Below are 20,584 nucleotides of genomic sequence, written 5' to 3' on the forward strand. Positions count from 1 at the left end.
ACACCCCCTAGGTCGTGTCCGTAAAGTCCTGCCTGCCCTGCGGGCGGACGACAGGACTTTACGGACACGACCTAGGGCCCGTCGGATCTTGCCAGGGTCGCGGGCGTCAGCGGCGTCACGTCAGCGAGCGGGGTGCCGCGACCCACAGCAACTCCCCCCGCCCCCACCCCAGATGAACCGTCCGCGCCCCGCCCCCGTACTCACAGCCGTGGCCCCGTAGCACGCGGGTCGCGTCGAATCGGCTGGAGGACGTCCTGTGTCGTTGATGTTGACCGTGGTCGAGGGGGGTGGTGACGCGTTCGACGTCCACCTCGACGCCGACCCCGACACCCCCGTGGGCGCCGTCGCCCTGGCGCTCGCCGAGGCGGGTGGGGTGCCGTTGCCGCCGGACGGGGCGGGGTTGTACGCGGAGGGGCGGCTGTTGCCGTCGGACCTGCTGTTGCGGGACGCGCCGCTGCACCACGCCGCCGTCGTCGGGCTCGGCCGGCCGGCCGGGGAGCGGTCGGCGGAGCCGGCGGGGCTCGTCGAGGTGCGCGCGGTCGGCGGGCCCGGTGCGGGGGCCGTGCACCGTCTGGACATCGGCGAGTACCGCGTGGGCCTCGCACAGGACGGCACGCCGCGGGTGCAGCGCCAGGCCCCCTACCAGGCGTACGCCACCCTCCAGGTCGGGCCGCGCGGGCGGTGCACCGTCGCCCCGGACGCCCCGGGCGGCACCCAACCAAGCGTCAAACCACCGCAGTTGGACCGGGAGGACGTGACCGAAGAAGTCGCGTGGGCGGTCGGCGCTCAGCTGCTCGTAGGCGGTGCTCTGCTCGAACTGTCGCTGCCGCAGAGCCCGGACGCCGCCCTCGAACCCTCCGAGGACGGCACGGGGCGTGACTACAACCGGCCGCCGCGGCTGCGTCCCGCCGAGACCAGTACGCGGTTCACGCTTCCGACGCCGCCGACGCCGCCCGCCCACCGGAGCCTTCCGTGGATCGCCGCGACCGTTCCCCTGGTGATGGCCGTGGCGGGGTGGCTGATCTTCCAGCGGCCCTCGATGCTGCTGTTCGGGCTGCTCTCGCCGGTGGCCGTGCTCGGCAACTACCTGATGAACAAGCGCGGCGGACGCCAGTCGCACGCCGAGGCCGTGGCCGCGTACGAGGAGAAGAAGGCGCGGATCGAGGGGGATGCCAGGGCCGCTCTCGAGGCCGAACGCACCGCGCGGCGTCGGGGGTTTCCCGATCCGGCCGAGGTGATCCTCACCGCCGTCGGGCCGCGCCGTCGCCTGTGGGAGCGCCGCACCTCGGACGCGGACTTCCTCGAACTGCGCGTCGGCACCGCCGACCAGCCCTCCGACGTCGTCCTGCGTGACCCCACCAAGGACGAGCACCGCCGCCAGGACCCGTGGACGGCGCTCGACGTGCCCGTCACCGTGCCGCTGCGCGAGCACGACGTGCTCGGCATCGCCGGGGCGGGCGAGGCCGCGCAGGCCGTGGCGCGGTGGGCCGTCGCCCAGGCCGCCGTCCTGCACAGCCCCCGCGACCTGCAGATCCACCTGCTCACGGCGGGCGGCTCGGAGCAGCGCTGGGCGTGGCTGCGGTGGCTGCCGCACGTGCGGAAGAAGTCCGGCGACATCCTGGCCAGCATCGGCTCGGGCACCGAGACGTCCGCCCGGCGGATCGCGGAGCTCACGGCGCTGATCGCGGAGCGCCGCGCGCAGCACGACAAGCGGAACCCGGTCCCGGGCCCGGATGTGCTCGTGGTGCTCGACGGGGCGCGCAGGCTGCGTTCGCTGCCCGGCATCGTGCAGATCCTGCGGGACGGGCCCGCCGTGGGCGTGCGTGCGATCTGCCTGGACGCCGAGGAGCGGCTGCTGCCCGAGGAGTGCCAGGCCGTCGTCGCCGAGGAGCCCGGCGGCACGCTCCGCGTCGGCCGCTCCGGCGCGGGCACGGCCACCGGCATCCGGCCCGACCTGGTCTCGCCCGACTGGTGCCGCTCCCTGGCCCGCGCCCTCGGCCCGCTGCGCGATCCGGGCGGCGCGGACGAGGAGGCCGCCGTACTCCCGGGCGCCGCACGGCTGTTGGACGTCCTCGCCCTGGACCCGCCGCAGGCCTCTGACATCCGGGCCCGCTGGCAGGCCGGCGGGCGCTCCACCCGCGCCGCGGTCGGGGTCTCCCTCGACGGGCCGTTCTACCTGGACCTGCGCAGGGACGGTCCGCACGGCCTGGTCGCGGGCACCACCGGCTCCGGCAAGTCCGAGCTCCTGCAGACCCTGGTGGCGTCGCTCGCCGTGGCGAACCGGCCGGACGCGATGACGTTCGTCCTCGTCGACTACAAGGGCGGCTCCGCGTTCAAGGACTGCGTGCGCCTCCCGCACACCGTCGGCATGGTCACCGACCTGGACGCCCACCTCGTCGAGCGCGCCCTGGTGTCCCTCACCGCGGAGCTCACCCGGCGCGAGCACATCCTCGCCGAGGCGGGCGCGAAGGACATCGAGGACTACGTGGACCTCCTGGAGCGGGAGCCCGGCGCGGGCCGCCCGCCGCTGCCTCGACTCCTCATCGTCATCGACGAGTTCGCGTCGATGGTGCGGGACCTGCCCGACTTCGTGAAGGGCCTGGTCAACATCGCGCAGCGGGGCCGCAGCCTCGGCATCCACCTGATCCTCGCCACGCAGCGGCCGAGCGGCGTCGTCTCGTCGGAGATCCGCGCCAACACCAACCTGCGGATCGCGCTGCGCGTCACGGACTCCGGCGAGAGCCAGGACGTCATCAACTCCCCTGACGCGGCCGGGATTTCACAGAGCACCCCGGGACGCGCCTACGTACGCCTCGGCCAGACCTCCCTCGTGCCGTTCCAGGCCGGACGGGTCGGCGGCCGCAGGCCCGGCGCGTCCGCGGCCGCCCTCCCCGAGCCCCGGGCGGTCGTGGTCGGCTGGGACCAGCTCGGCGAACCCCTGCCGCCGCGGCCCCGGCGTGCGGTGCGCGCCACGGGCGAGGCCGAGACCGACCTCACGTACCTGGTCGAGGCCGTCCGCGGCGCCGACCGCGCACTCGGCATCCCCGCCCAGCACAGCCCGTGGCTGCCGCCGCTGCCGCTGCGCCTGGTCGCCGAGGACCTGCCGCCCGCCCCGGCCGCGGACGGCTACGACCTCCCGCCCGTCGCGTACGGCGTGGTGGACCTGCCCGCCGAACAGGCCCGCCGCCCGCTGGTGATCGACCCGGCCACCCTGGGCCATCTGCATGTCGTGGGCTCGCCGCGGCAGGGCAGGTCGCAGACGCTGCGCACCATCGCCGGGGCCCTGGCCCGCGCCCACTCCCCGGCCCGACTGCACCTGTACGGCATCGACTGCGGCAACGGCGCGCTGCTCGCCGTGGAAGGCCTGCCGCACTGCGGGGCCGTCGCCCAGCGCACCCAGCCCGACCGGGTGGCCCGCCTCCTCGCCCGGCTCACCGCGGAGCTCGCCCGCCGCCAGGAGCTGCTCGCCGCGCGCGGCAGCGCCGACCTGCCCGAGCTGCGGCGGGCCCTGCCGGAGGACGAACGGCCGCCGCACATCGTGGTGTTCCTCGACCGCTGGGAGGTCTTCGACAAGACCCTCGGCGAGTACGACGCGGGCAACCTCCTGAACGGGATGCTCGCCCTGCTCCGGGACGGCGCCAGCGCGGGCATCCACCTGATCATGAGCGGCGACCGGGCGCTGTTCTCCAGCCGCGTCGGCAACTCCACCGAGGACAAGCTGGTCCTCAAGCTCAACGACAAGTCCGAGTACGGCCTGATCGGCGTCACCCAGCGCAAGGTGCCCGACGAGATCCCGCCGGGCCGTGCGCTGCGCGCCGCCGACAAGGCGGAGGTGCAGATCGCGCTGCTCACCGCGGACCCGGGCGGCCAGGCGCAGGCCGCGGCCCTGCAGCGGATCGCGGCCGACTGCCGGGAGCGGTACGCGGGCCTGCCCGACCGCGTCCGCCCGTTCCGCGTGGACGTGCTGCCGGACCGGATCGGCTACGACGAGGCCCTGGCGTACGTGCGGGAGCCGCGGCCGCGCCTCGCGCTCGCCGGTGTCGGGGGCGACGAACTCACCGCCCACGGGCCGGACTTCGCGCTGACGCCGACGTTCCTCGTCGCGGGCCCGGCCCGGTCGGGGCGCAGCACGGTCCTCGCGACCCTCGCGCGGTCCCTGCTCTCGGCCGGTACGTCCGTCGTCGTCGGGGCGCCCGCCCGCTCGCCGCTGCGGGACCTCGCCGGGCGGCCCGGTGTGCTTGCGGTGTTCGACGAGGCGGACATCGCGCCGGACGCGTTGGAGACGGCACTCGCCGCGGCGCCGGACGGGGCGGTGGTGCTGCTCGACGACGCGGATCTGCTCCTGAAGACGAAGGCGGAGCCGGTCCTCACCCAGATCGCCAAGACGGGCGCGGAGACCGGCCGCGGCCTGGTCGTCGCCGGCCAGACCGACCGGCTCTCGTCCGGTTTCTCCGGCTGGCACGCGGAGGCCCGCCGCAACCGCTGCGGCCTGCTCCTCAAACCGCAGAACATGAGCGACGGCGAGCTGATCGGCGTGAAGGTCCCCCGCAGCCGCCTGGGCGCGACCCGCCCCGGCCGGGCGATCCTGCATCTGGGGGACGGAGTGCTGCGGACGGTGCAGGTGCCGGAGACGGTGCTTCCGGCGGTCGGCAACTGACCCTGCGTACCGTCGAGTCGAGGGCCCCCGCCGGCCTTGGCGGGGGCCCTCGATGGTCTACCGGACGGCTGCTCGCCGCTCAGGCACGGGGTGCGGTGGGCGGCCTCAGGCCGGCTTCACCTTGGCGCCTTCCGCCCCGCCGAGGTACTCGATGATCGAGTAGATGAAGCCGCCGACTCCGGTGATGAGTCCGATGCCGTTCAGGACGGCGTCCAGCACCGACAAGCGCGGCGGGCCGCCGCCCGAGATCACACCGACCGGGAGGGGCCAACCGCCCGGCGGGACTCCCCCGTTGACGAAGTCGGGCAGCGGGATCTGCGGCGGCGCGTCGTAGACGTTCCGCACCCAGCGGTCCCAGTCCTTCCCGAGGTTCTTCAGCCACTGCCCCAGGCCGACCTTCGCGAGGTTGCCGGCGTTCTTGATGGCGGCCCCGAGGGCGATCCCGCCCGCGGCGAGTCCCACCACCCCGAGGACGATGCCCAGGACGTCCCACTCCCCGGTGTCGAAGCCCTTCGCGATGGAGAGGCCGAGCGAAGCGAGCCCGAAGAGCATGCTGACCGCGACGAACGCGATGCCCACCCACGCGGTGAGGAACATCCCGATGACGCCGACCACGGCCCCGATGATGGAGAACGCCAGGTTCAGCTTGTCCCCGAGCCACTCCCAGAAGTTCTTCCCCTCGACCGCGTCGTCCTCGGCCTCCTCCAACTCGCGCTTGGCCAGGGACGCGTCGGAGGTGCGGAGCTCCTGCGCGTCGACGGCGAGGAGCCGGGCCGCTTCGAGCTCCGCCTCCGCCGACTCGACGGACTGGGCGGCCTCGTTCGACGCCTGCCGCGCGTCGGCCAGGGCGCGCCGGGCGCTGCTGCGCCCTTCCTCGTCGTCGGGCGGCGGGGCCTCCGCGTTGTCGAGGCTCGTCACCTGCGCGCTCGCCGCGGCGGCCACCAGGATGGCGGCGTCCAGCTGCTGTTTCGCCTCGCGGCCCTGGTCGAGCGCCCGGTCCGCCTGCTGCTGACTCTCCCTGAGGCGGTCCGCGTACTTCAGGATCGCCTCGGCGGCCGTCTCGTACGAGGACTGCAACTTGCCTACCTGTGTGGGCAGTTCACCGAGTTTGCTCCGCAGCTTCTCCATGGACTCGCCCTCGCCGAGCTCGTTCGAGTTCAGCCTGGAGACGACGGATCCCGCGGACCGGGCGTCCTCGGAGATGTTCCGGTACTCCGTGGCGAGCTGTTCCAGAATCTCGGGGTCGCCGGGTGTCGGGTCCTCCGAGAAGCCGAACACCGACTCCCAGTCGGCCAACGGCGGCCGTGTCATGTCCCGACCTCGCTTCCCGCGCCCGGCGTCGCCGACTCCCCGGGGTCGTCCTCGGGCTCGTGGAACCGGAAGGTCGCGGCGATGGCGTCGAACACGTCGAAGAACTGCTCCGCCATGCTGATGTTCGGGGTCGTACCGGCGAGCACCATCAGGTCCCTGCTCGACGGCACCGGGATCACGACCTGGTGCACGGCGGTGCGGACCAGGGCCTTCCCGTAGTAGTCGAAGTCCTCGAGGGAGGTCATCCGGCCCACGCTGCCCACCTCGGGCAGCTCCATGATCTCGACGCGGTTCAGCTCCGAACCCCGCCCGGCCGACGTCCTGTTGACGTGGATCCCGCCGGCCAGCATCAGCTCCCCCAGGTCGGTCGGCTCGCCCTCGGGGATACGGGTCCGCAGCACCAGGCCCGTCGCCATCAGCGTGCTGACATCCGGGAGGAACGCGAGCAGCGAGCCGACCTGCAGGGCGCCCTGCGCGTACGCCTCTCGGGCGCTCTTGCGGGTCTCCCGGACGATCCGGTCGACGACCTCGGGCTTCGCGTCCGTGCCCTTCGCCTGCTCCTCGATGTGCCGCCGGATCGCGACGTCCCTGGTGCTCGGGTCGAGGTCGAGGAGCGTCCAGGTGGACGGGTACTTCAGGGTGTAGCGCGCGGGCGCGCCCTGCGGGCGCTCGGCGGAGGGCAGCAGCCGCAGCCGCCCGTCGCCGTCCGCCCTCTCACTGATCCCACTGGTCTCACTTGGATTCATCCAGGGCCTTCCCCGCCTCTTCGTCCGTGCCGGTGAAGTTGTCGACGATGCCCTGCGCGGCCTCCTTGAACGTGTCCACGTTCTCCTGGACGCGTTCGTGGCCGGCCGACCAGGCGCTGTCGAAGCCGTTGACGGCCGAGGCCAGGCCGGAGTCGCCGACGTCGTCCTCCGAGCCGACGTTGCCCAGCTTCGCGGTCCTGTCGATCCGTTCGCGGATGTCCTTCAACGCGTCCATCGTGTCGGTGAGTTCGCCGACCGGGATGTGAATGCGCGACATGACCTCCCTCTCCTTCCTCGCGCCGGCCGGGTCCCGCGGCGCCGGGGCGTCGCGGGACCCGGCCGTGAAGCGAGAGTTCAGCCGATGGCGCCGGACGTCTGGGAGTCCGTGTCGACGAACGCGTCGGCGACCTGCTGGATGAACTCGCTGACACCCTGCAGGCCCTCGATCGCCTCCTGCGTGCCGTTCTTGTACTCCTCCCAGAACGGGCGGAACTTCGTCTCGGAGCCCGGCGTGGCGTAGGCGGCCTCGACCATCTCCTCCATCTTGGTGTTGGCCTCGTGCAGGCTCTGCTGCATCAGTTCCTTCTGCGTCTTCAGCCAGGCGGAGGCCTCGCGCATCTCGTCGGGGCTGATCTTGATGTTGCCGTCGGCCATGTCCGTGCCTCTTACCTCTCGTCGTCTCGTCCGTGTCCGCAGTACGGGCGCCCTTCGGACGCACACGCACCGCACCGGGCACTACGGAACGACCGGCGGCATGGTTCACCTCTGTCGCGAAACGGTGACAAATCCAGCCGACGGACCCTGCGTTGACGACCGTCGAACTCCGGACTCCGGACTCCGGGCTTCGGCCTTCGGGCTCCGGACTACTGCTTGCCGGTGCCGACCGGGTCGACGGTGACGGGCCGGCCGCCGCCGTCGGTGACGGGGATGTTCAGGGAGACCGGCAGGGTCTTGGAGTGGGTCTCGTCGGGCGGCGTGACGACGATGGCGGTGACGTCGACGCCCGAGCCGCCGGAGTCGTCGCGCGGGAGGTGCAGGGTGAAGCGGCTCTCCTCGCCGGTCTTCACGACGACGGTCGGCGCCGGAAGGTCGCTGCGCTCGGCGCTGACGGTGCCTGCCTCGGTCTTGAGGTCGACGCCGGGGAACCCCTTGAACGTGCAGGTGTCGCCGGTGTTCCTGAGGATCACCATGAGGTTGCCCTCGCCCATGCCGGGCGAGGTGCGGAAGTCGAGGTTCGCGGTCTTGCAGAGGCCGGCGGCGTCGGGGCCGTCGCCGTCGGCCGGTTCGCTGCTCGGCTCCTGGTCCTGGGTCGGTTCGCTGCTCGGCTCCTGGGCCGGTTCCGTCGCCGTGCCCTCCGTGGGCTCGGTCTCGGTCGAACTCCCCTCCGACGCCGAGGAGTTGACCTCTTCCCCGGGCCCGGCGGCGTTCTTGCCGCCCTCGCAGGCGGTGAGCGCGAGGCCCGCGGCGAGGGCGAGGGCGGCGAGGCTGAGTTTTCGAGTACGCATGGCTTCTTCTTCCGTCGGTCATCGGTCGAGTAGCTCCGTACGTGCTGTCAGGTACCAGCTTTTCGGCCTCAACTAACCGGCGGAGGCGGCGAGTTGGGCCGCACGGCTCTGGGCGCGGCGCGCGCACCGGGCCTCAGGAGCGCCAGCCCCGCAGCTCCTGGGCGACGCGTGCGGCCGTGCACCTCGGGTCGTACAACTCGCGGGCCAGCGCGGCGAGTTGGTCGCGGGTGGGGTCGACGGGGATATTGCAGGCGTTGAGGTACATCACGGCGACCGCGCAGGCGACGGTGAGGTTGGAGTGCTCCAGCCACCGGCACCGGCCGAGGGTGTGCACGAGGGCCGCGGCACGCGCGTACGGGCCGCCGTAGACGGGCTGGTCGAGCAGCTCGGCCCGGTGCCGGGCGACCGCGGCCAGCGGAACGCCGAGGTCGTCCGGGGCGGGGTCCTTGCAGCCGGCGCGCTGAGCGACTTCGAGGATCCAGGACAGGTCGACATGCAGGGCCATGCTCACGCAGCGGCGCCCCGGGGCGGAGCGGCCGGCGTCGGCGTGTGCTGCGCGTCGAGCTCGGCCTCCAGCTGGTCGAGGAAGCCGCCGTCCTGATCTAGGAGCCGCTGGGCCGCGGCCATGCCCGCCGCTCGGGCCCCGGTGGTGTCCTCGCTGATGAGCCGCTCCACGTACTTGTTGAAGTCAAGCCCGCGAGCGGCCGCCGCGTCCTTGCCCGCGGCGAGCACATCGGGCTCGAGCCGAAGCTGCGTCTGCTTCCTGCTGCTGCTCATACCACCCAAGGTAGCAGGGTGGTATCAGATGCGGTACGGGCGTTCGGCGGCGGACCGAGGCGCGCGCCCTCAGCCCCGAGGATGGTTCAACTCGCCGAGGACAGCGGTGAGTTGGTCCGAGGTGAGGGGTTCCGTGGGCAGGGGGTGGGCGCCCTCCGCGCGGAGGCCGTCGATCAGGAGGGCGAGCGGGCGGCGCCACGAGCCGGGGACGGCCGCCTCCAGGGCGGGTGCGGCGCGGCCGACCGCGGCGAGGCTGAGCAGCAGGTCCTCGGTGACGACGTCGGCGCGTACGAGGCCCCGGTCGCGGCAGCGGTCGAGGAGGCCCGCGAAGGTCTCGGCGTTGTGGACGTGCAGCCTCTCCAGGGTCGGCACGCCCTCGATGCCCGTCGTCATCAGGTCGTTCGCGCCCCGGTCGGCGGCGAGCACCGTGAAGACCCGGTCCAGGTAGCCGTTCAGGCCCGCCCACGGGTCCTCGGCCCGCCGCGCCTCCTCCCCCGCCTCGATCACGGAGGCGAGCGTCGCGTGGAAGACGGCCTCGATCAGGGCCGCACGGTCGGGGAACCGGCGGTAGAGGGTGGCGTTGCCGACCCCGGCCCGGCGGGCGATCACGTCGAGCGGGGCCTCGACGCCCTGCTCCGCGTACACCTCGCGGGCGGCGGCGAGCACCAGCTCCCGGTTGCGCTGCGCGTCTTTCCGCAGGGGGCTGCCGCTCCGCTGCACGTCCTGCCGTACGTCCTGGCGTACGTCCTGCTGTGCGTCCTTGCTCACGTACGGCACAGTACCCGATCTGTGGAGCACTCCCCGGTTCCTGTTAGGGTCACCGGGAACAGGAAACGGGGAGCATTCCCCACTTCACTGGGAGTCCGTCATGCCCGTCATGCCCGAACAGCACACCGAGGAACTGGCCGCCTGGACCCGGGACTTCGCCGTCGACCCGTACTCCGCCTTCCGCGCCCTGCGCGAGCGGGGGCCCGTGCACCACGTCCGCTTCCCCACCGGGGACACCGCGTGGATGATCCTCGGCCACGAGGAGGCCCGCGCCGCCCTCGCGGACCCGCGGATGCGGCACGACGTCCGGCACTCCGCCGAGTACGACAGCGACGGCCTCTACTCCATCGGCCGCAACATGCTGCAGACCGACCCTCCCGACCACACCCGACTGCGGTCCCTCGTCGCCCGCGAGTTCACCGCGCGCCGCATCAGGGCGCTGCGGGCACGCGTGCAGGAGGCGGCGGACGAACTCCTCGACGCCATGGGCCCGTCGGGCCGCGCCGACCTCATCGACGCGTTCGCCTTCCCGCTGCCGCTGACCGTCATCTGCGAGCTGCTCGGTGTGCCCGGCGTCGACCACCGGCGCTTCCGCGCCTGGACCGCGAAGATCCTCGCCATCGGCGAACCGGAGGCCTCGGGCCTGGCCGCCCAGGAGATGACGGTCTACCTGGCCGGGCTCATCCAGGAGAAGCGCGAGGTCGAGACGGCGGCGGAGGGCGACCTGCTGCACGCCCTCGTACGCGCCCACGACGAGGACGGGGACCACCTGACCGACGAGGAACTCCTCGGCATGGCCTTCCTGTTGCTGGTCGCCGGGCACGAGACGACGGTCAACCTGATCGCCAACGCCGTCCACCTGCTGCTCACCCACCCCGAGCAGCTCGCCGCGCTGCGCGCCGACGGGGACCTCCTGGAGAACGCGGTGGAGGAGGCGCTGCGCTTCGAGCCGCCCACCCCGGCCGGTACGTACCGCTACACCGCCGAGCCCGTCACCGTCGCCGACACCCGGCTCCCCAAGGGCGCGCGCGTGGTGATCTCCCTCGCCTCCGCCAACCGCGACCCCGCGCGCTTCCCCGACCCGGAGCGGTTCGACATCCACCGGGACCCGGCCCTGACCCGCTCCCACCTCGCCTTCGGGCACGGCATCCACCACTGCCTCGGCGCACCGCTCGCCCGCCTGGAGGCGAACCTCGCCCTGCGCGCCCTCCTGGACCGCTTCCCCGACCTCGCCGTCGACGGCGACCCGACCCCGGACTGGCGCCCGAGCCTGCTGCGGGGGCTGGGGCGGCTGCCGGTTCGGTGGTGAGGCGCACCCGCCATAAAAGGAACTGCAGTTCCCTTAGCCTCCCTCGCCGTGCTAGCTTGACCGCTCGTAACGGAACTGCAGTCCCTTTACGGGGCTCCCGCCGAGAGTGAGCACCTCATGCCCGCACGCATACGCACCAGCCGCCCCGACCACCGTGACCGGGCCGGGACCGCGGCCTGGACCGCCGCCTGGACCGCGCCGCCGCAGCGGCCCAGCAGCAGCTTTCAGACGAACTGGAGCGAGGAGGGCTTCCACGACCACACGCTCCGCCAGGTCGTACGCGTCACCGCACCGGGCGACGAGCTGCGCATCCGCCTCTCCAACCGGTACGGCACCTCGCCGCTGCAGCTGACCGGCGCGACGGTGGGCCTGGCCGCCGACCGCGGGGCCGGTCAAGTGCCGGGCAGCACAAGGGAGTTGACCTTCGCGGGCAAGGAGTCGGCGGTCGTACCGGTCGGCGGGCGGCTCGCCAGCGACCCGGCCGGGCTGAGGACGGACCGGCTGCGCCGGCTGACCGTCACCCTCTATCTGCGGGAGCGGACCGGCGCGGCCACCTTCCACGACCAGGCGTACGCCACCAGCTACCGGGCCCGCGGCGACCGGCGCGCGAACGACGACGGGACGCCGTTCACCGAGACCACCGAGTCGCTCTACTACCTGACCGACGTCGAGGTCCGCGGCAACGAGGCGGGGCGGCGCCTGGGCGGGCGTGCGGACGGCGTCGTCGCCTTCGGCGACTCCCTCACCGACGGCTTCGGCTCCACCACCGACGCCGACCGGCGCTGGCCCGACGCCCTGGCGGACCGCCTCGCCGCGCAGGGCACACCGCGCCCGGTGCTCAACTCCGGCATCGGCGGCAACCTGCTGCTTCACGACTCGTCCTGGTTCGGGGACAGCGCCTGGTCCCGGTTCGAGCGGGACGTCCTCGACAAGCCGGGCGTCGGCACGGTGGTGCTCCTCGAAGGGCTCAACGACATCGGGTTCAGCGAGTCCGACCTGACCACGTACAAGCCCAACCCGGCCGTGTCCGTGGCCGAGTTGATCGCGGCGCAGCGCGCCCTCATACGGCAGGCCCACCGCAGGTGCGTCGAGGTCGTCGGGGCCACCCTGCTGCCGATGAAGGGCGCCGAGTACTACAACGCCACCTCGGCCGCGAAGATCCGCGAGCTCAACCACTGGATCCGCACCTCCGGCGCGTTCGACGCCGTGGTCGACCTCAACCGCGCCCTGGCCGCGCCCGACGACCCGGAGCGCCTGAACCCGGCCTACGACAGCGGCGACCACAAGCACCCGAACGACGCGGGGTACGAGGTGGTGGCGGAGGAGGTGGCGAAGGCGCTGAAGAAGTGACGGGGCGGGCCCCGGCCCGCCCCTTCAAGTACGGCGACGCCCCCGGAGCAGGCGGGCGAGGCGCGGGTACTCCTCGTGCACCAGCCGGCCGACCACCGCGCCGCCGAAGACCACCACCGAGACGCCGACCAGCCAGGACTGGACGACGAGCACGGTGCCGTACGCCCCGTACGCGACCGCGTTGGACGCGATCAGCGGCGAGAACACCAGCTGCGAGAAGACCCGCAGGCCGACCAGACCGAGCGCCGTCAGCACCGCGCCCGGCAGCAGGGCCCGCCACTGGACCCGGCCGCCGAGCAGCAGCCGCTGCGACCACCAGAAGAACAGCACGGCGCTCAGGATCGCGGTGGCGAAGTGCCAGAGCGACGTCACGAAGGCCATCTCGCCCGCCCCGCGGTCCTGGGTGATCTGGGCGGAGGCGAAGAGGTAGCCGATCAGCGCGGCCAGCCACACCGCGTGCCGCCACATGGTGTGCCAGCGGGCGGCGGGCACCTCCCACGCCTTCTCGTAGCCGGTCTGCAGGGCCGCGCCGAAGGTGAGGCCGAAGACGGCGAGCGCCGCGAGACCGAACGCGGTGGTGGACTCCAGCGCCTTGCGCGGCGACGCGAACAGCTCCGCGACTTCCCGCTGCGCGCCCATCGACACGCCCAGTCCCCTGCCGAGCCACTCGGCGAAGCCCTGGCCCTGGGCCGGGTCGACCGCCGCCACCACGATGAGCAGCGGCACGAGCGTGAGGAACCCGAGCGCCGCGAGCCCCATCGACCGGTGCATCAGCTCCAGGTCCTTGCCGCGCCGCCAGATGCGGACCGCGGCGGACCGGGCCGCCGCGTCGTACATCCGCCACCACATCGACGGGCCGCCCGCGCCGGAGCCGGAGTCGGAGCCGGAGCCGGAAGAGTTCGCGCGCATAGAGAGTGGCCTACCCGTCGCCCCGGCACCGTCAGCGGCTCCCCCGGCGTGATCACCCTGATGTCACTGTGACGCAGGTCATAGCAGCGCCTGTCAGCAATCGGGACGCCGCCCCGTTCAAGGGACACGCGAACGGACGCGTACGAGAGGCGCGTACGAGACAGGAGCACGCCATGAAGCACCGCATAGTCGTCCTCGGCGCCGGATACGCCGGGGCCTTCGCCGCCGGGAACCTGGCCCGTCGGCTCTCTCCCGCCGACACCGAGATCACCGTCGTCAACGCCGAGCCCGACTTCGTCGAGCGGATGCGGCTCCACCAGCTCGCGGCCGGCCAGGACCTCGGCGTCCGCAAGCTCGCCGACGTGTTCGCGGGCACCGGGGTGCGGCTGCGCCTGGCGCGCGTCACCGGCATCGACCCCGACCGCGGATCCGTCACGGTGACCGCCGCCGACGACCACGTGAACGGCTCCGGCTCCGGCGAGATCCCGTACGACACCCTCCTCTACACGCTCGGGAGTTCCGTGGCCCGGCACGGCGTCCCCGGTGTGGCCGAGCACGCCTTCGACGTGACCGGTCTGTCCTCGGCGCTGCGGCTGCGCGAACGGCTCGCCGCGCTCGGCGCGGGCGCGGCCGCCCTCGTCGTCGGCGAGGGCCTGACCGGGATCGAGACCGCCGCCGAACTCGCCGAGTCCCGGCCCGACCTGTCGGTCGCGCTCGCCGCCCGCGGTGAGCTGGGCGCCTGGCTCTCCCCGAAGGCGCGCGGCCATCTGCACCGGGCCTTCGACCGGCTCGGCGTCGCCGTGCACGAGCACACCGCGATCGAGGCGGTCGAGCCGAACCGGGCGCTCGCCGCCGACGGCAGCTCGCTCCCGGCCGATGTGACCGTCTGGTCGGCGGGGTTCGCCGTGCACCCCCTCGCGGCAGCCGGCGGCCTCCAGGTCGCCGAGACCGGCCAGATCGTCGTCGACCGCACCATGCGCTCGGTCTCGCACCCGGACGTCTACGCCGCCGGCGACTGCGCCTACGCCATCGGCGAGAACGGCCGGCCGCTGCCGATGTCCTGCGCCTCGGCGGGCTTCACCAACATGCAGGCGACCGGCGCGATCATCGCCCGCCTGACCGGCGGCAAGGTCCCGACCACGGGACTGAAGTACTACGGCAACCACATCAGCCTCGGCAGGCGGGACGCGATCTTCCAGATGGTGGACGACGAGGCCCGGGTGAAGCCCTGGTACGTGGGCGGGCGCACCGCGGTCCGTTTCAAGGCGGGCGTGCTGAAGGGCGCCGCGTGGGGCATCTCCCACCCGACCTTCGGCCTGCCGAAGCGCCGCCGCCGTACGACCACCGCGCCCGCCCCGTCCGCCGTGCGGGTCGCGGCCTAGGCTGCCCGCATGGACAGTGCGGCCGTCGACCGTTTCGAGGCCGGCCGGGGCCGGCTGGCCTCCCTCGCGTACCGTCTGCTCGGCTCGGCCGCGGACGCCGAGGACGCCGTGCAGGACACGTTTCTGCGCTGGCAGGCGGCGGACCGGGAGCGCATCGAGGTGCCGGAGGCCTGGCTGACGAAGGTCGCCACGAACCTCTGCCTCGACCGGCTCCGCTCTGCGCAGGCGCGGCACGAGCGGGCGGCCGGGGCCTGGCTGCCCGAGCCGCTCCTGGACGGCGACCCGATGCTCGGCCCCGCCGACACGTACCAGCAGCGCGAGTCGGTGTCCCTGGCCGTGCTGACCCTGTTGGAGCGTCTCGCGCCGGTGGAGCGGGCCGCGTACGTCCTGCGGGAGGCCTTCTCGTACCGGCACGCGGAGATCGCGGGGATCCTCGGCATCAGCGAGTCCGCGAGTCAGCAGCATGTGCATCGGGCCCGCCGCCGCATCGCCGCCGAGCGGCGCGCCGGCGACGAGGTGGACCCGGCGTCCGCCCGCCGGATCGTCGAGGAGTTCCTCTCCGCCGCCACGTCGGGCCGTACCGAGCGCCTGGTGGAGCTGCTCACGGCCGACGTGGTCGCGGTCTCGGACGGCGCCGGACTGGCCAGGCGGCTGCTGCGGTTCGACTCCCGCGAGCGGGTCGCCTCGTTCGTACGGGCCGGCTTCAAACCCACTGCCGCGAAGCGGCGCTTGGCCGGCGGCCCGGTCTCGATGTACCCGGCGCTGGTCAACGGCGCTCCGGCGGTACTGGCCGTGGTCGACGGCCGGGTGGCGGGCGCGGTGGCGTTCGCCGTCACCGACGGCAGGATCAACACCCTGCACGGCATCGCCGCGACACCCAGGCTCGCGCGCCTGGACGAGGCGTGGCAGCGGCGGCAGCGGCGACGCCCTGAGCCGGAGGCGCCGCTCATCGAGACGTGGTGAGTTGAGCCGGAGCGGGCGTCGAGGGCTGCGACGGCGTCGCGGCGGAACGCGTCGGCCTAGGGAAGACACTTCAACATCACCGCGTACTGGGGTGAGTCGTCGTGCGCCTTCGACTCGTCCACCTGCCGGTAACCCCAACTCTCGTAGAGCCGTAGGACCTTGTCGTGTGCGCTCTCCACCTGAAGCGACACCGCATTCGCCGGCACAGGCGCGATCAGCGCGTCATGGATCCTCTGGGCGCGACCCGTCCCTCGCCACTTGGCCAGCACCATGAGTTCGGACAGCGCGAACACGGGGCCTCGCGGACCGCTCGGTCTGGTGCTCCCCCTCCACCAGCCGCCGGGGGCGAGTACCGAGCCGTACGCGTAGCCGACCGGACCGCCGTTCTCCCAGCCGGATACGCACCTCCAGTTCTTTCGGGAAGACCACAGATCCAGAAAGTACGAGAACCGTTCGCGGGAGTGGAACGGGTCGGGGTTGTCCGCGTACACCTCGTCATGAATGTCCAGGAGCATCGAACGCACAGCTTGCGCGTCAGCGTGGCCGTACTGCCTCAGGTCCATTGGCGAGACTCCTCGATCCAGTCAGTCACTTCGGGCGTCTTTGCGCCGGAGGCGACGAGGAGTTCGCGCCCTTTGGCAACGTCCGCCGCGCGGCTTGGATGTGCGGGCGGAGGATCAGGCTCACCGGCTGTCAGGGCACAAGGTTGCGGTCCAGCCGTTTCGGGCCAGGGTGAGGGTGCCGTCCGGGGTGATGCGTACGGCGGCGCCGTTGACGGGGAGGTCTCCGTCGATGACGAGCCAGGTGCGGATGCGGTCGAGTTCGTCCCACAGGCGGCGGGGACCGCCTTGGTGGACCACCGGGAGTTCGCGCGGGCCGGTGGCTGTGGCGCGGGCCCAGGAGCCGTCGGGGTGGAGCATGTAGGCGGTGCGGGTGCCGTCCTGGTCCACGTGCATGCGGTGGTCGATGCCGGGTGCGATGAGTTCGAGTGTGGAGCGTACGTCCCACGTGTCGTTCACGCGCATGACCGGATACAGGCCGGGGGCGATGTGCTCGCCGTCGGCGTGCTGGGCCCTGTCCCACAGGGCGGTGTCGTCGGGGGCGGGGTCGTAGTCGTCGCCGTGGCGTGCGCGCATGAACCCGGCGGATTCGGGTGCGACTTGGCCGATGGCGCCGCCGTCGTCGGTCTTGTCCGCGGTGATGAGGAGGCCGGTGCCGGACAGGGTGGTCACGAGGCGTCCGCCGGGGGCGAGGGCCTTGAGCCAGGAGGCCGGGAAGGTCTTCACGGAGACGGTGGAGACGATGCGGTCGTACGTGCCGGGCAGGTCGCCGGTCACGTCGCAGACCTCCAGGGTGGGGCGGTGGCCGGCTGCCGCAAGCCGTTCCTCGGCGGCCCGCACCAGGTACGGGTCCACGTCCACGCTCGTGACCCGGGCATCGCCGAGGCGTCGGCAGGCCAGGGCGGTGCCGTAGCCGCTGCCGCAGGTCACCAAGGCGCGGGAGGTGTCGGCCATGACGGCGTGCCGGTACATCAGCACGACCAGGCTCGGCAGCGTGGACGACGAGGTCGGCCACGTCTCCGACACCCGCGCGTCGAGTGCGGCGTGGTCGGCGTGGTGCGGGCCGACCCGGGTGATCAGGGAGCGGGTGCCGTTGTAGGCGGCGCGCATCCACCCCTCGGGATCGGCGGGCCCGTCGCTCACCTCGTAGACGCGTGTGCCCTCGTGGTCCGTGGGTGTCCACCAGCGAGGGACGAACAGGTGGCGGGGCGTGTGGGCGAGAGGCTGATGCCAGCGGGATTCGGGCCGTACGGTCTCTTCGGCCATCCGGCGGGCGTGGAACTCCCAGTCCAGTTGTGTCCGGTCCACGAACGGGACTCCTCTCAGGGGAACTTGGGCAGGCAGGCGGGCTGTCCCGGCTGGCACGCCGAGTCGTCCGGCGAACACCCCGCCGAGGTGGGGGCGTAGCCCATCGGGTTGCAGGGCGACCCGGAGGCGGGCCGGCACGAGTCGGAGTCGGCGGGCTTGCAGTCCGGGGCACAGGCCGTCGGCCCACGTTGTGGGATGCTCGCGGCGACCTCCTGCCACCGGGCGGAGGTGAACACGTCCTCCAGGGTGGCAGTGCGGACCTGTCCCGCGGGGAGGAACCGGCCCATCACACAAGGGGCCACGGTGCCGTCGGGGAGGACGGCGGCGATACCCTTGGCGCACCTGCCGCACAGTTCCGACGTGGACGGGAGCGCGGAGGTCCTGGCCGCGTTGCCGACCCCGCGCGCGTGGTCGATGCTCGCTTGGCCGACGCCCAGGGAATCCAGCTCCGTGCGGGCCTGTTCGGCGCGCTGGCCCGCACGCGTATTGATGACGCCGACCTTCAGTGGGATGCCCCGGCGCACGGCCTCGATGATGTTCGCGCGGGTCGCCGCATGGGAGCCCTTGCGGCCGGTCACCCGGTCGTGGTCGGCGGGCAGGTCGCTGTAGTACGAGGTGGCCAGGCTCACGCGCTTGTCCTCGTACAGGTCCCAGTGTTCGGGCCGGACCCGGTAGAGGTTGCTGTAGACCTGAACCGTGAGCCCGGCGGCGAGGGCGTGCCTCACCAGGGCGGTGAACTCGGGGTGCGTGGTCGGCTCGCCGCCGATGAACTGCACCCGCTCCACGCCGATGGCGGCGGCCTCGTCGAGGACCCGACGCCAGTCGTCGCCGGTCATGTTGCCGTGCCCCTTGGTCGGCCCGGACTCGGCATAGCAGTGCGTGCAGGAGAGTTGGCAGCGCCCGGTGATTTCCAGCTCAAGGAACGGGGGGACGACGAGAACGGTGTTGGTCGGGGGTTCGAGTACAGCGGTCATGTCGTGCTCTCCTCCTCATAGTTGTGCCGTGTGACCAGGTCAGGGTCGTCACCGGCAGAGGGCGTGGGTTCAGGGGCGGAACGGGTCCAGGACCTCGGTTCCCGATTCAGAAGGTGGCGTCGGCGGCGAGCGCTCGGAAGACGGCCCAGACGATCTTTCCGGGACCGTCGCGCCGTGCGGTGCCCCAGTCGTCGGCGAGGGTCGCGACGAGCAGCAGGCCGCGGCCCCGCTCGTCGTCCTCGGCGGCCTCGTGTACCTGCGGCAGGTCGTCGCCCGCGTCGTGCACGTCGAGGCGCAGGGCGACGCCGTCCGTGATGGTGACGGCGACGCGGAACATGCGTCCCGGCGGGGTGTGTTGGAGCGCGTTGGTCGCCAGCTCGGACGCGCAGACGAGGATGTCGGCGGCGCGGTGGTCCGTTACGTGGCCGGTGATCGCCTCACGTACGAAGCGGCGTGCTCGCGGGACTGCCCTGCGGGTGCGGCTGAAGGTTCACTCAACGTGCACAGTCGGCGTCGGGGGCGAGAGCGATGGCGTGGTGAGGGTGGTGGTCGTCAACCGCAGGGCTCTGCTCCCAGGCACGGCGAGCGTCGGGGTGGGATTCGGGCAGTAGGCACATTCACGCAGCATCCGATGATGCACGTTCACATCGCACCCCTCATCGGTGGTTGATGCCGGTCAACGTCCAGGGAACCACCCGGAGTTGGAGGACTCCACGGCATCGATGCGGCAGTCTTGACGCAGCCATGTGCACGGGGGCGCTGCACCTGTGCGTGCGGCGGGAACGTACGTGGGAAGGGAGGCCGTCATGGGTCTTGCGGAGCGGCGAAAGGTCTTCGGCTACAGTCAGGAACAACTCGCCGGTGAACTCGGCGTCGACCGCACCACGGTCGGTCGCTGGGAAAAGGGCAAGACCACCCCTCAACCGCCCTTACGGCCGAAGCTGGCTGAGCTTCTGAAAGTCGACCTTGTCGAACTCGACGACATGTTCCGTACACCTGGAGTCGAGCAGACGTCCGCAGGGTCGCCGCCCAGCGATCACAGTGGGGACGACGACATGATTCGACGTGAGTTTCTCCGGGCGCTCACCGTCTCGGGAGCGGTCATGGCGTTACCGGCCGACGAGGCCGAGGCGCTCGCGGACAGAGCGGAGCGAGGCAGCTCCGCGGACTACACCCGGATGAACGGCCACCTCTGGCAGGTGTATCAGCTGGCCCGCTCCAAACGATCCGTGTATCCCATCGTGCGGGAACAGATCGGTTCTCTCACAAGAACTCTGGGCGGCCGCTCAGGTGCGGAATCACGTGCATTGTGCGGTGCTGCGGCGGATCTGTTCCAGCTCGCCGGGGAACTCTCCTTCGACGGAAACCGATACATGGACGCCGCGGCGTCCTACACGTTGGCCGCCTCGGCGAGCCGCGACGCGCGAGCCTTCGATCTGTGGGCCTGTGCGCTCGTGCGGCATGCATATGTCGACCTCTACGAACGTCAATATGCGGAAGCGGCACGCACGTTGAGTGCTGCTCAGGACGTCGCACGGCGAGGTGACGGCACACTCTCGACGCGATACTGGGTGGCTTCCGTGATGGCCGAGGCGTACGCGGGACTCGGGGATCTGGCGTCGTGCGAGCGCGCACTCGACCAGGCCGAGCAGGTGCACCACCTCACCGACCCCGGACACAACGGCGGATGGCTGCGGTTCGACGGCTCGCGCTTGGCGGAGGAGCGCGGTGCCCGATACGTCCAACTCGGCCGACTCGACCTGGCCGAGACGGCGCTGGTCTCCGTCTTGGAGCACGGTGCCCTTGCACAGGGGCAGAGCCTTCGCCGACGCGGAGTCGTGCTCAGTGACCTCGCATCCATCGGGGCCAAGCGCCGAGACCCCGACCAAGTACTCGCGTACGGCAGAGAAGCGGTGCGGCTTGCCCGGGAATCTGCTTCGGGATACGTCGCCCGTAGACTCCAAGGGCTACGCCGCGAGCTTGGCTCACTGAACCAGGACGCCCGTGTCGCCGAGCTCGGGGCAGAGATCGCCGCTTTGAGCACGACGTGATGAAAGGGGTAACC

At 72.2% G+C, this 20,584-nt stretch carries 18 protein-coding genes and 1 pseudogene; 6 read left to right on the forward strand and 13 right to left on the reverse strand.

Annotated features, from left to right (window positions below):
- The first annotated feature begins 265 nt into the window (after nt 1-265).
- Nucleotides 266-4,657 carry an FtsK/SpoIIIE domain-containing protein gene (locus tag QIS96_RS18240; protein WP_282543784.1) on the forward strand — a complete coding sequence of 1,464 codons (4,392 nt, stop codon included), beginning with the start codon at nt 266-268 and terminating at the stop codon, nt 4,655-4,657.
- Nucleotides 4,658-4,762: 105 nt separating this feature from the next.
- Here QIS96_RS18240 and QIS96_RS18245 read toward each other — a convergent pair whose 3' ends face one another.
- The 8 genes from QIS96_RS18245 to QIS96_RS18280 all read right to left on the reverse strand — a co-directional run bounded on the left by QIS96_RS18245 (nt 4,763) and on the right by QIS96_RS18280 (nt 9,716).
- Nucleotides 4,763-5,968 (reverse strand): putative T7SS-secreted protein, encoded by a 1,206-nt coding sequence (locus tag QIS96_RS18245; RefSeq protein ID WP_282543688.1) that lies wholly within the window; start codon nt 5,966-5,968, stop codon nt 4,763-4,765.
- On the reverse strand, nt 5,965-6,714 hold the full coding sequence (locus tag QIS96_RS18250; RefSeq protein ID WP_282543689.1) for a hypothetical protein: 750 nt from the start codon (nt 6,712-6,714) through the stop codon (nt 5,965-5,967). Before QIS96_RS18250 ends, QIS96_RS18245 begins: the two co-directional genes overlap by 4 nt.
- On the reverse strand, nt 6,701-6,991 hold the full coding sequence (locus tag QIS96_RS18255; RefSeq protein WP_282543690.1) for a hypothetical protein: 291 nt from the start codon (nt 6,989-6,991) through the stop codon (nt 6,701-6,703). The genes QIS96_RS18250 and QIS96_RS18255 overlap by 14 nt, the downstream gene beginning before the upstream one ends.
- 77 nt (nt 6,992-7,068) lie before the next feature.
- Nucleotides 7,069-7,368, reverse strand: coding sequence for a WXG100 family type VII secretion target (locus QIS96_RS18260; protein ID WP_282538188.1), 300 nt, complete (start codon nt 7,366-7,368; stop codon nt 7,069-7,071).
- A 209-nt stretch (nt 7,369-7,577) separates the two neighbouring features.
- Complete coding sequence (locus QIS96_RS18265; RefSeq protein WP_282543691.1) at nt 7,578-8,219, reverse strand: DUF4232 domain-containing protein; 642 nt, start codon at nt 8,217-8,219, stop codon at nt 7,578-7,580.
- 133 nt (nt 8,220-8,352) lie between these two features.
- Nucleotides 8,353-8,724, reverse strand: coding sequence for a fic family toxin-antitoxin system, toxin component (locus tag QIS96_RS18270; RefSeq protein ID WP_282543785.1), 372 nt, complete (start codon nt 8,722-8,724; stop codon nt 8,353-8,355).
- A 2-nt stretch (nt 8,725-8,726) separates the two neighbouring features.
- Nucleotides 8,727-8,996, reverse strand: coding sequence for a hypothetical protein (locus QIS96_RS18275; RefSeq protein WP_282543692.1), 270 nt, complete (start codon nt 8,994-8,996; stop codon nt 8,727-8,729).
- Nucleotides 8,997-9,065: 69 nt separating this feature from the next.
- On the reverse strand, nt 9,066-9,716 hold the full coding sequence (locus QIS96_RS18280) for a TetR/AcrR family transcriptional regulator (RefSeq protein ID WP_282543786.1): 651 nt from the start codon (nt 9,714-9,716) through the stop codon (nt 9,066-9,068).
- 148 nt (nt 9,717-9,864) lie between these two features.
- Between QIS96_RS18280 and QIS96_RS18285 the strand changes: the two genes are divergently transcribed.
- Nucleotides 9,865-11,073, forward strand: coding sequence for a cytochrome P450 family protein (locus tag QIS96_RS18285; protein WP_349017393.1), 1,209 nt, complete (start codon nt 9,865-9,867; stop codon nt 11,071-11,073).
- A gap of 117 nt (nt 11,074-11,190) precedes the next feature.
- Complete coding sequence (locus QIS96_RS18290; RefSeq protein ID WP_282543693.1) at nt 11,191-12,423, forward strand: SGNH/GDSL hydrolase family protein; 1,233 nt, start codon at nt 11,191-11,193, stop codon at nt 12,421-12,423.
- Nucleotides 12,424-12,447: 24 nt separating this feature from the next.
- Here the strand turns inward: QIS96_RS18290 and QIS96_RS18295 are convergent, their stop codons facing one another.
- Entirely contained in the window at nt 12,448-13,260 is an 813-nt protein-coding gene (locus tag QIS96_RS18295) for a YhjD/YihY/BrkB family envelope integrity protein (RefSeq protein WP_282543788.1), read from the reverse strand.
- Between the two features lie 245 nt (nt 13,261-13,505).
- Here QIS96_RS18295 and QIS96_RS18300 point away from each other — a divergent pair, with 245 nt between their 5' ends.
- Entirely contained in the window at nt 13,506-14,714 is a 1,209-nt protein-coding gene (locus QIS96_RS18300) for an NAD(P)/FAD-dependent oxidoreductase (RefSeq protein WP_282543694.1), read from the forward strand.
- A 9-nt stretch (nt 14,715-14,723) separates the two neighbouring features.
- On the forward strand, nt 14,724-15,677 hold the full coding sequence (locus QIS96_RS18305; protein ID WP_282543695.1) for a sigma-70 family RNA polymerase sigma factor: 954 nt from the start codon (nt 14,724-14,726) through the stop codon (nt 15,675-15,677).
- A gap of 56 nt (nt 15,678-15,733) precedes the next feature.
- Here QIS96_RS18305 and QIS96_RS18310 read toward each other — a convergent pair whose 3' ends face one another.
- The 4 genes and pseudogenes from QIS96_RS18310 to QIS96_RS18325 all read right to left on the reverse strand — a co-directional run.
- Nucleotides 15,734-16,240 (reverse strand): GNAT family N-acetyltransferase, encoded by a 507-nt coding sequence (locus QIS96_RS18310; protein ID WP_282543696.1) that lies wholly within the window; start codon nt 16,238-16,240, stop codon nt 15,734-15,736.
- Nucleotides 16,241-16,360: 120 nt separating this feature from the next.
- Nucleotides 16,361-17,545: a methyltransferase domain-containing protein gene (locus QIS96_RS18315; protein WP_282543697.1), complete on the reverse strand. Its 1,185-nt coding sequence runs from the start codon at nt 17,543-17,545 to the stop codon at nt 16,361-16,363.
- A 14-nt stretch (nt 17,546-17,559) separates the two neighbouring features.
- Nucleotides 17,560-18,519 (reverse strand): radical SAM/SPASM domain-containing protein, encoded by a 960-nt coding sequence (locus QIS96_RS18320; RefSeq protein WP_282543698.1) that lies wholly within the window; start codon nt 18,517-18,519, stop codon nt 17,560-17,562.
- Nucleotides 18,520-18,625: 106 nt separating this feature from the next.
- A pseudogene (locus QIS96_RS18325) lies at nt 18,626-18,991 on the reverse strand (ATP-binding protein); the annotation flags it as partial.
- 334 nt (nt 18,992-19,325) lie between these two features.
- On the opposite strand from QIS96_RS18325, the gene QIS96_RS18330 reads away from it, so the two are divergent.
- A complete protein-coding gene (locus QIS96_RS18330; protein ID WP_282543699.1) occupies nt 19,326-20,570 on the forward strand; it encodes a helix-turn-helix transcriptional regulator in 1,245 nt (414 codons plus the stop codon).
- Nucleotides 20,571-20,584: the final 14 nt, after the last annotated feature.

This window comes from Streptomyces cavernicola (genome assembly GCF_029968035.1).
GTDB classification, from domain to species: Bacteria; Actinomycetota; Actinomycetes; order Streptomycetales; family Streptomycetaceae; genus Streptomyces; species Streptomyces cavernicola.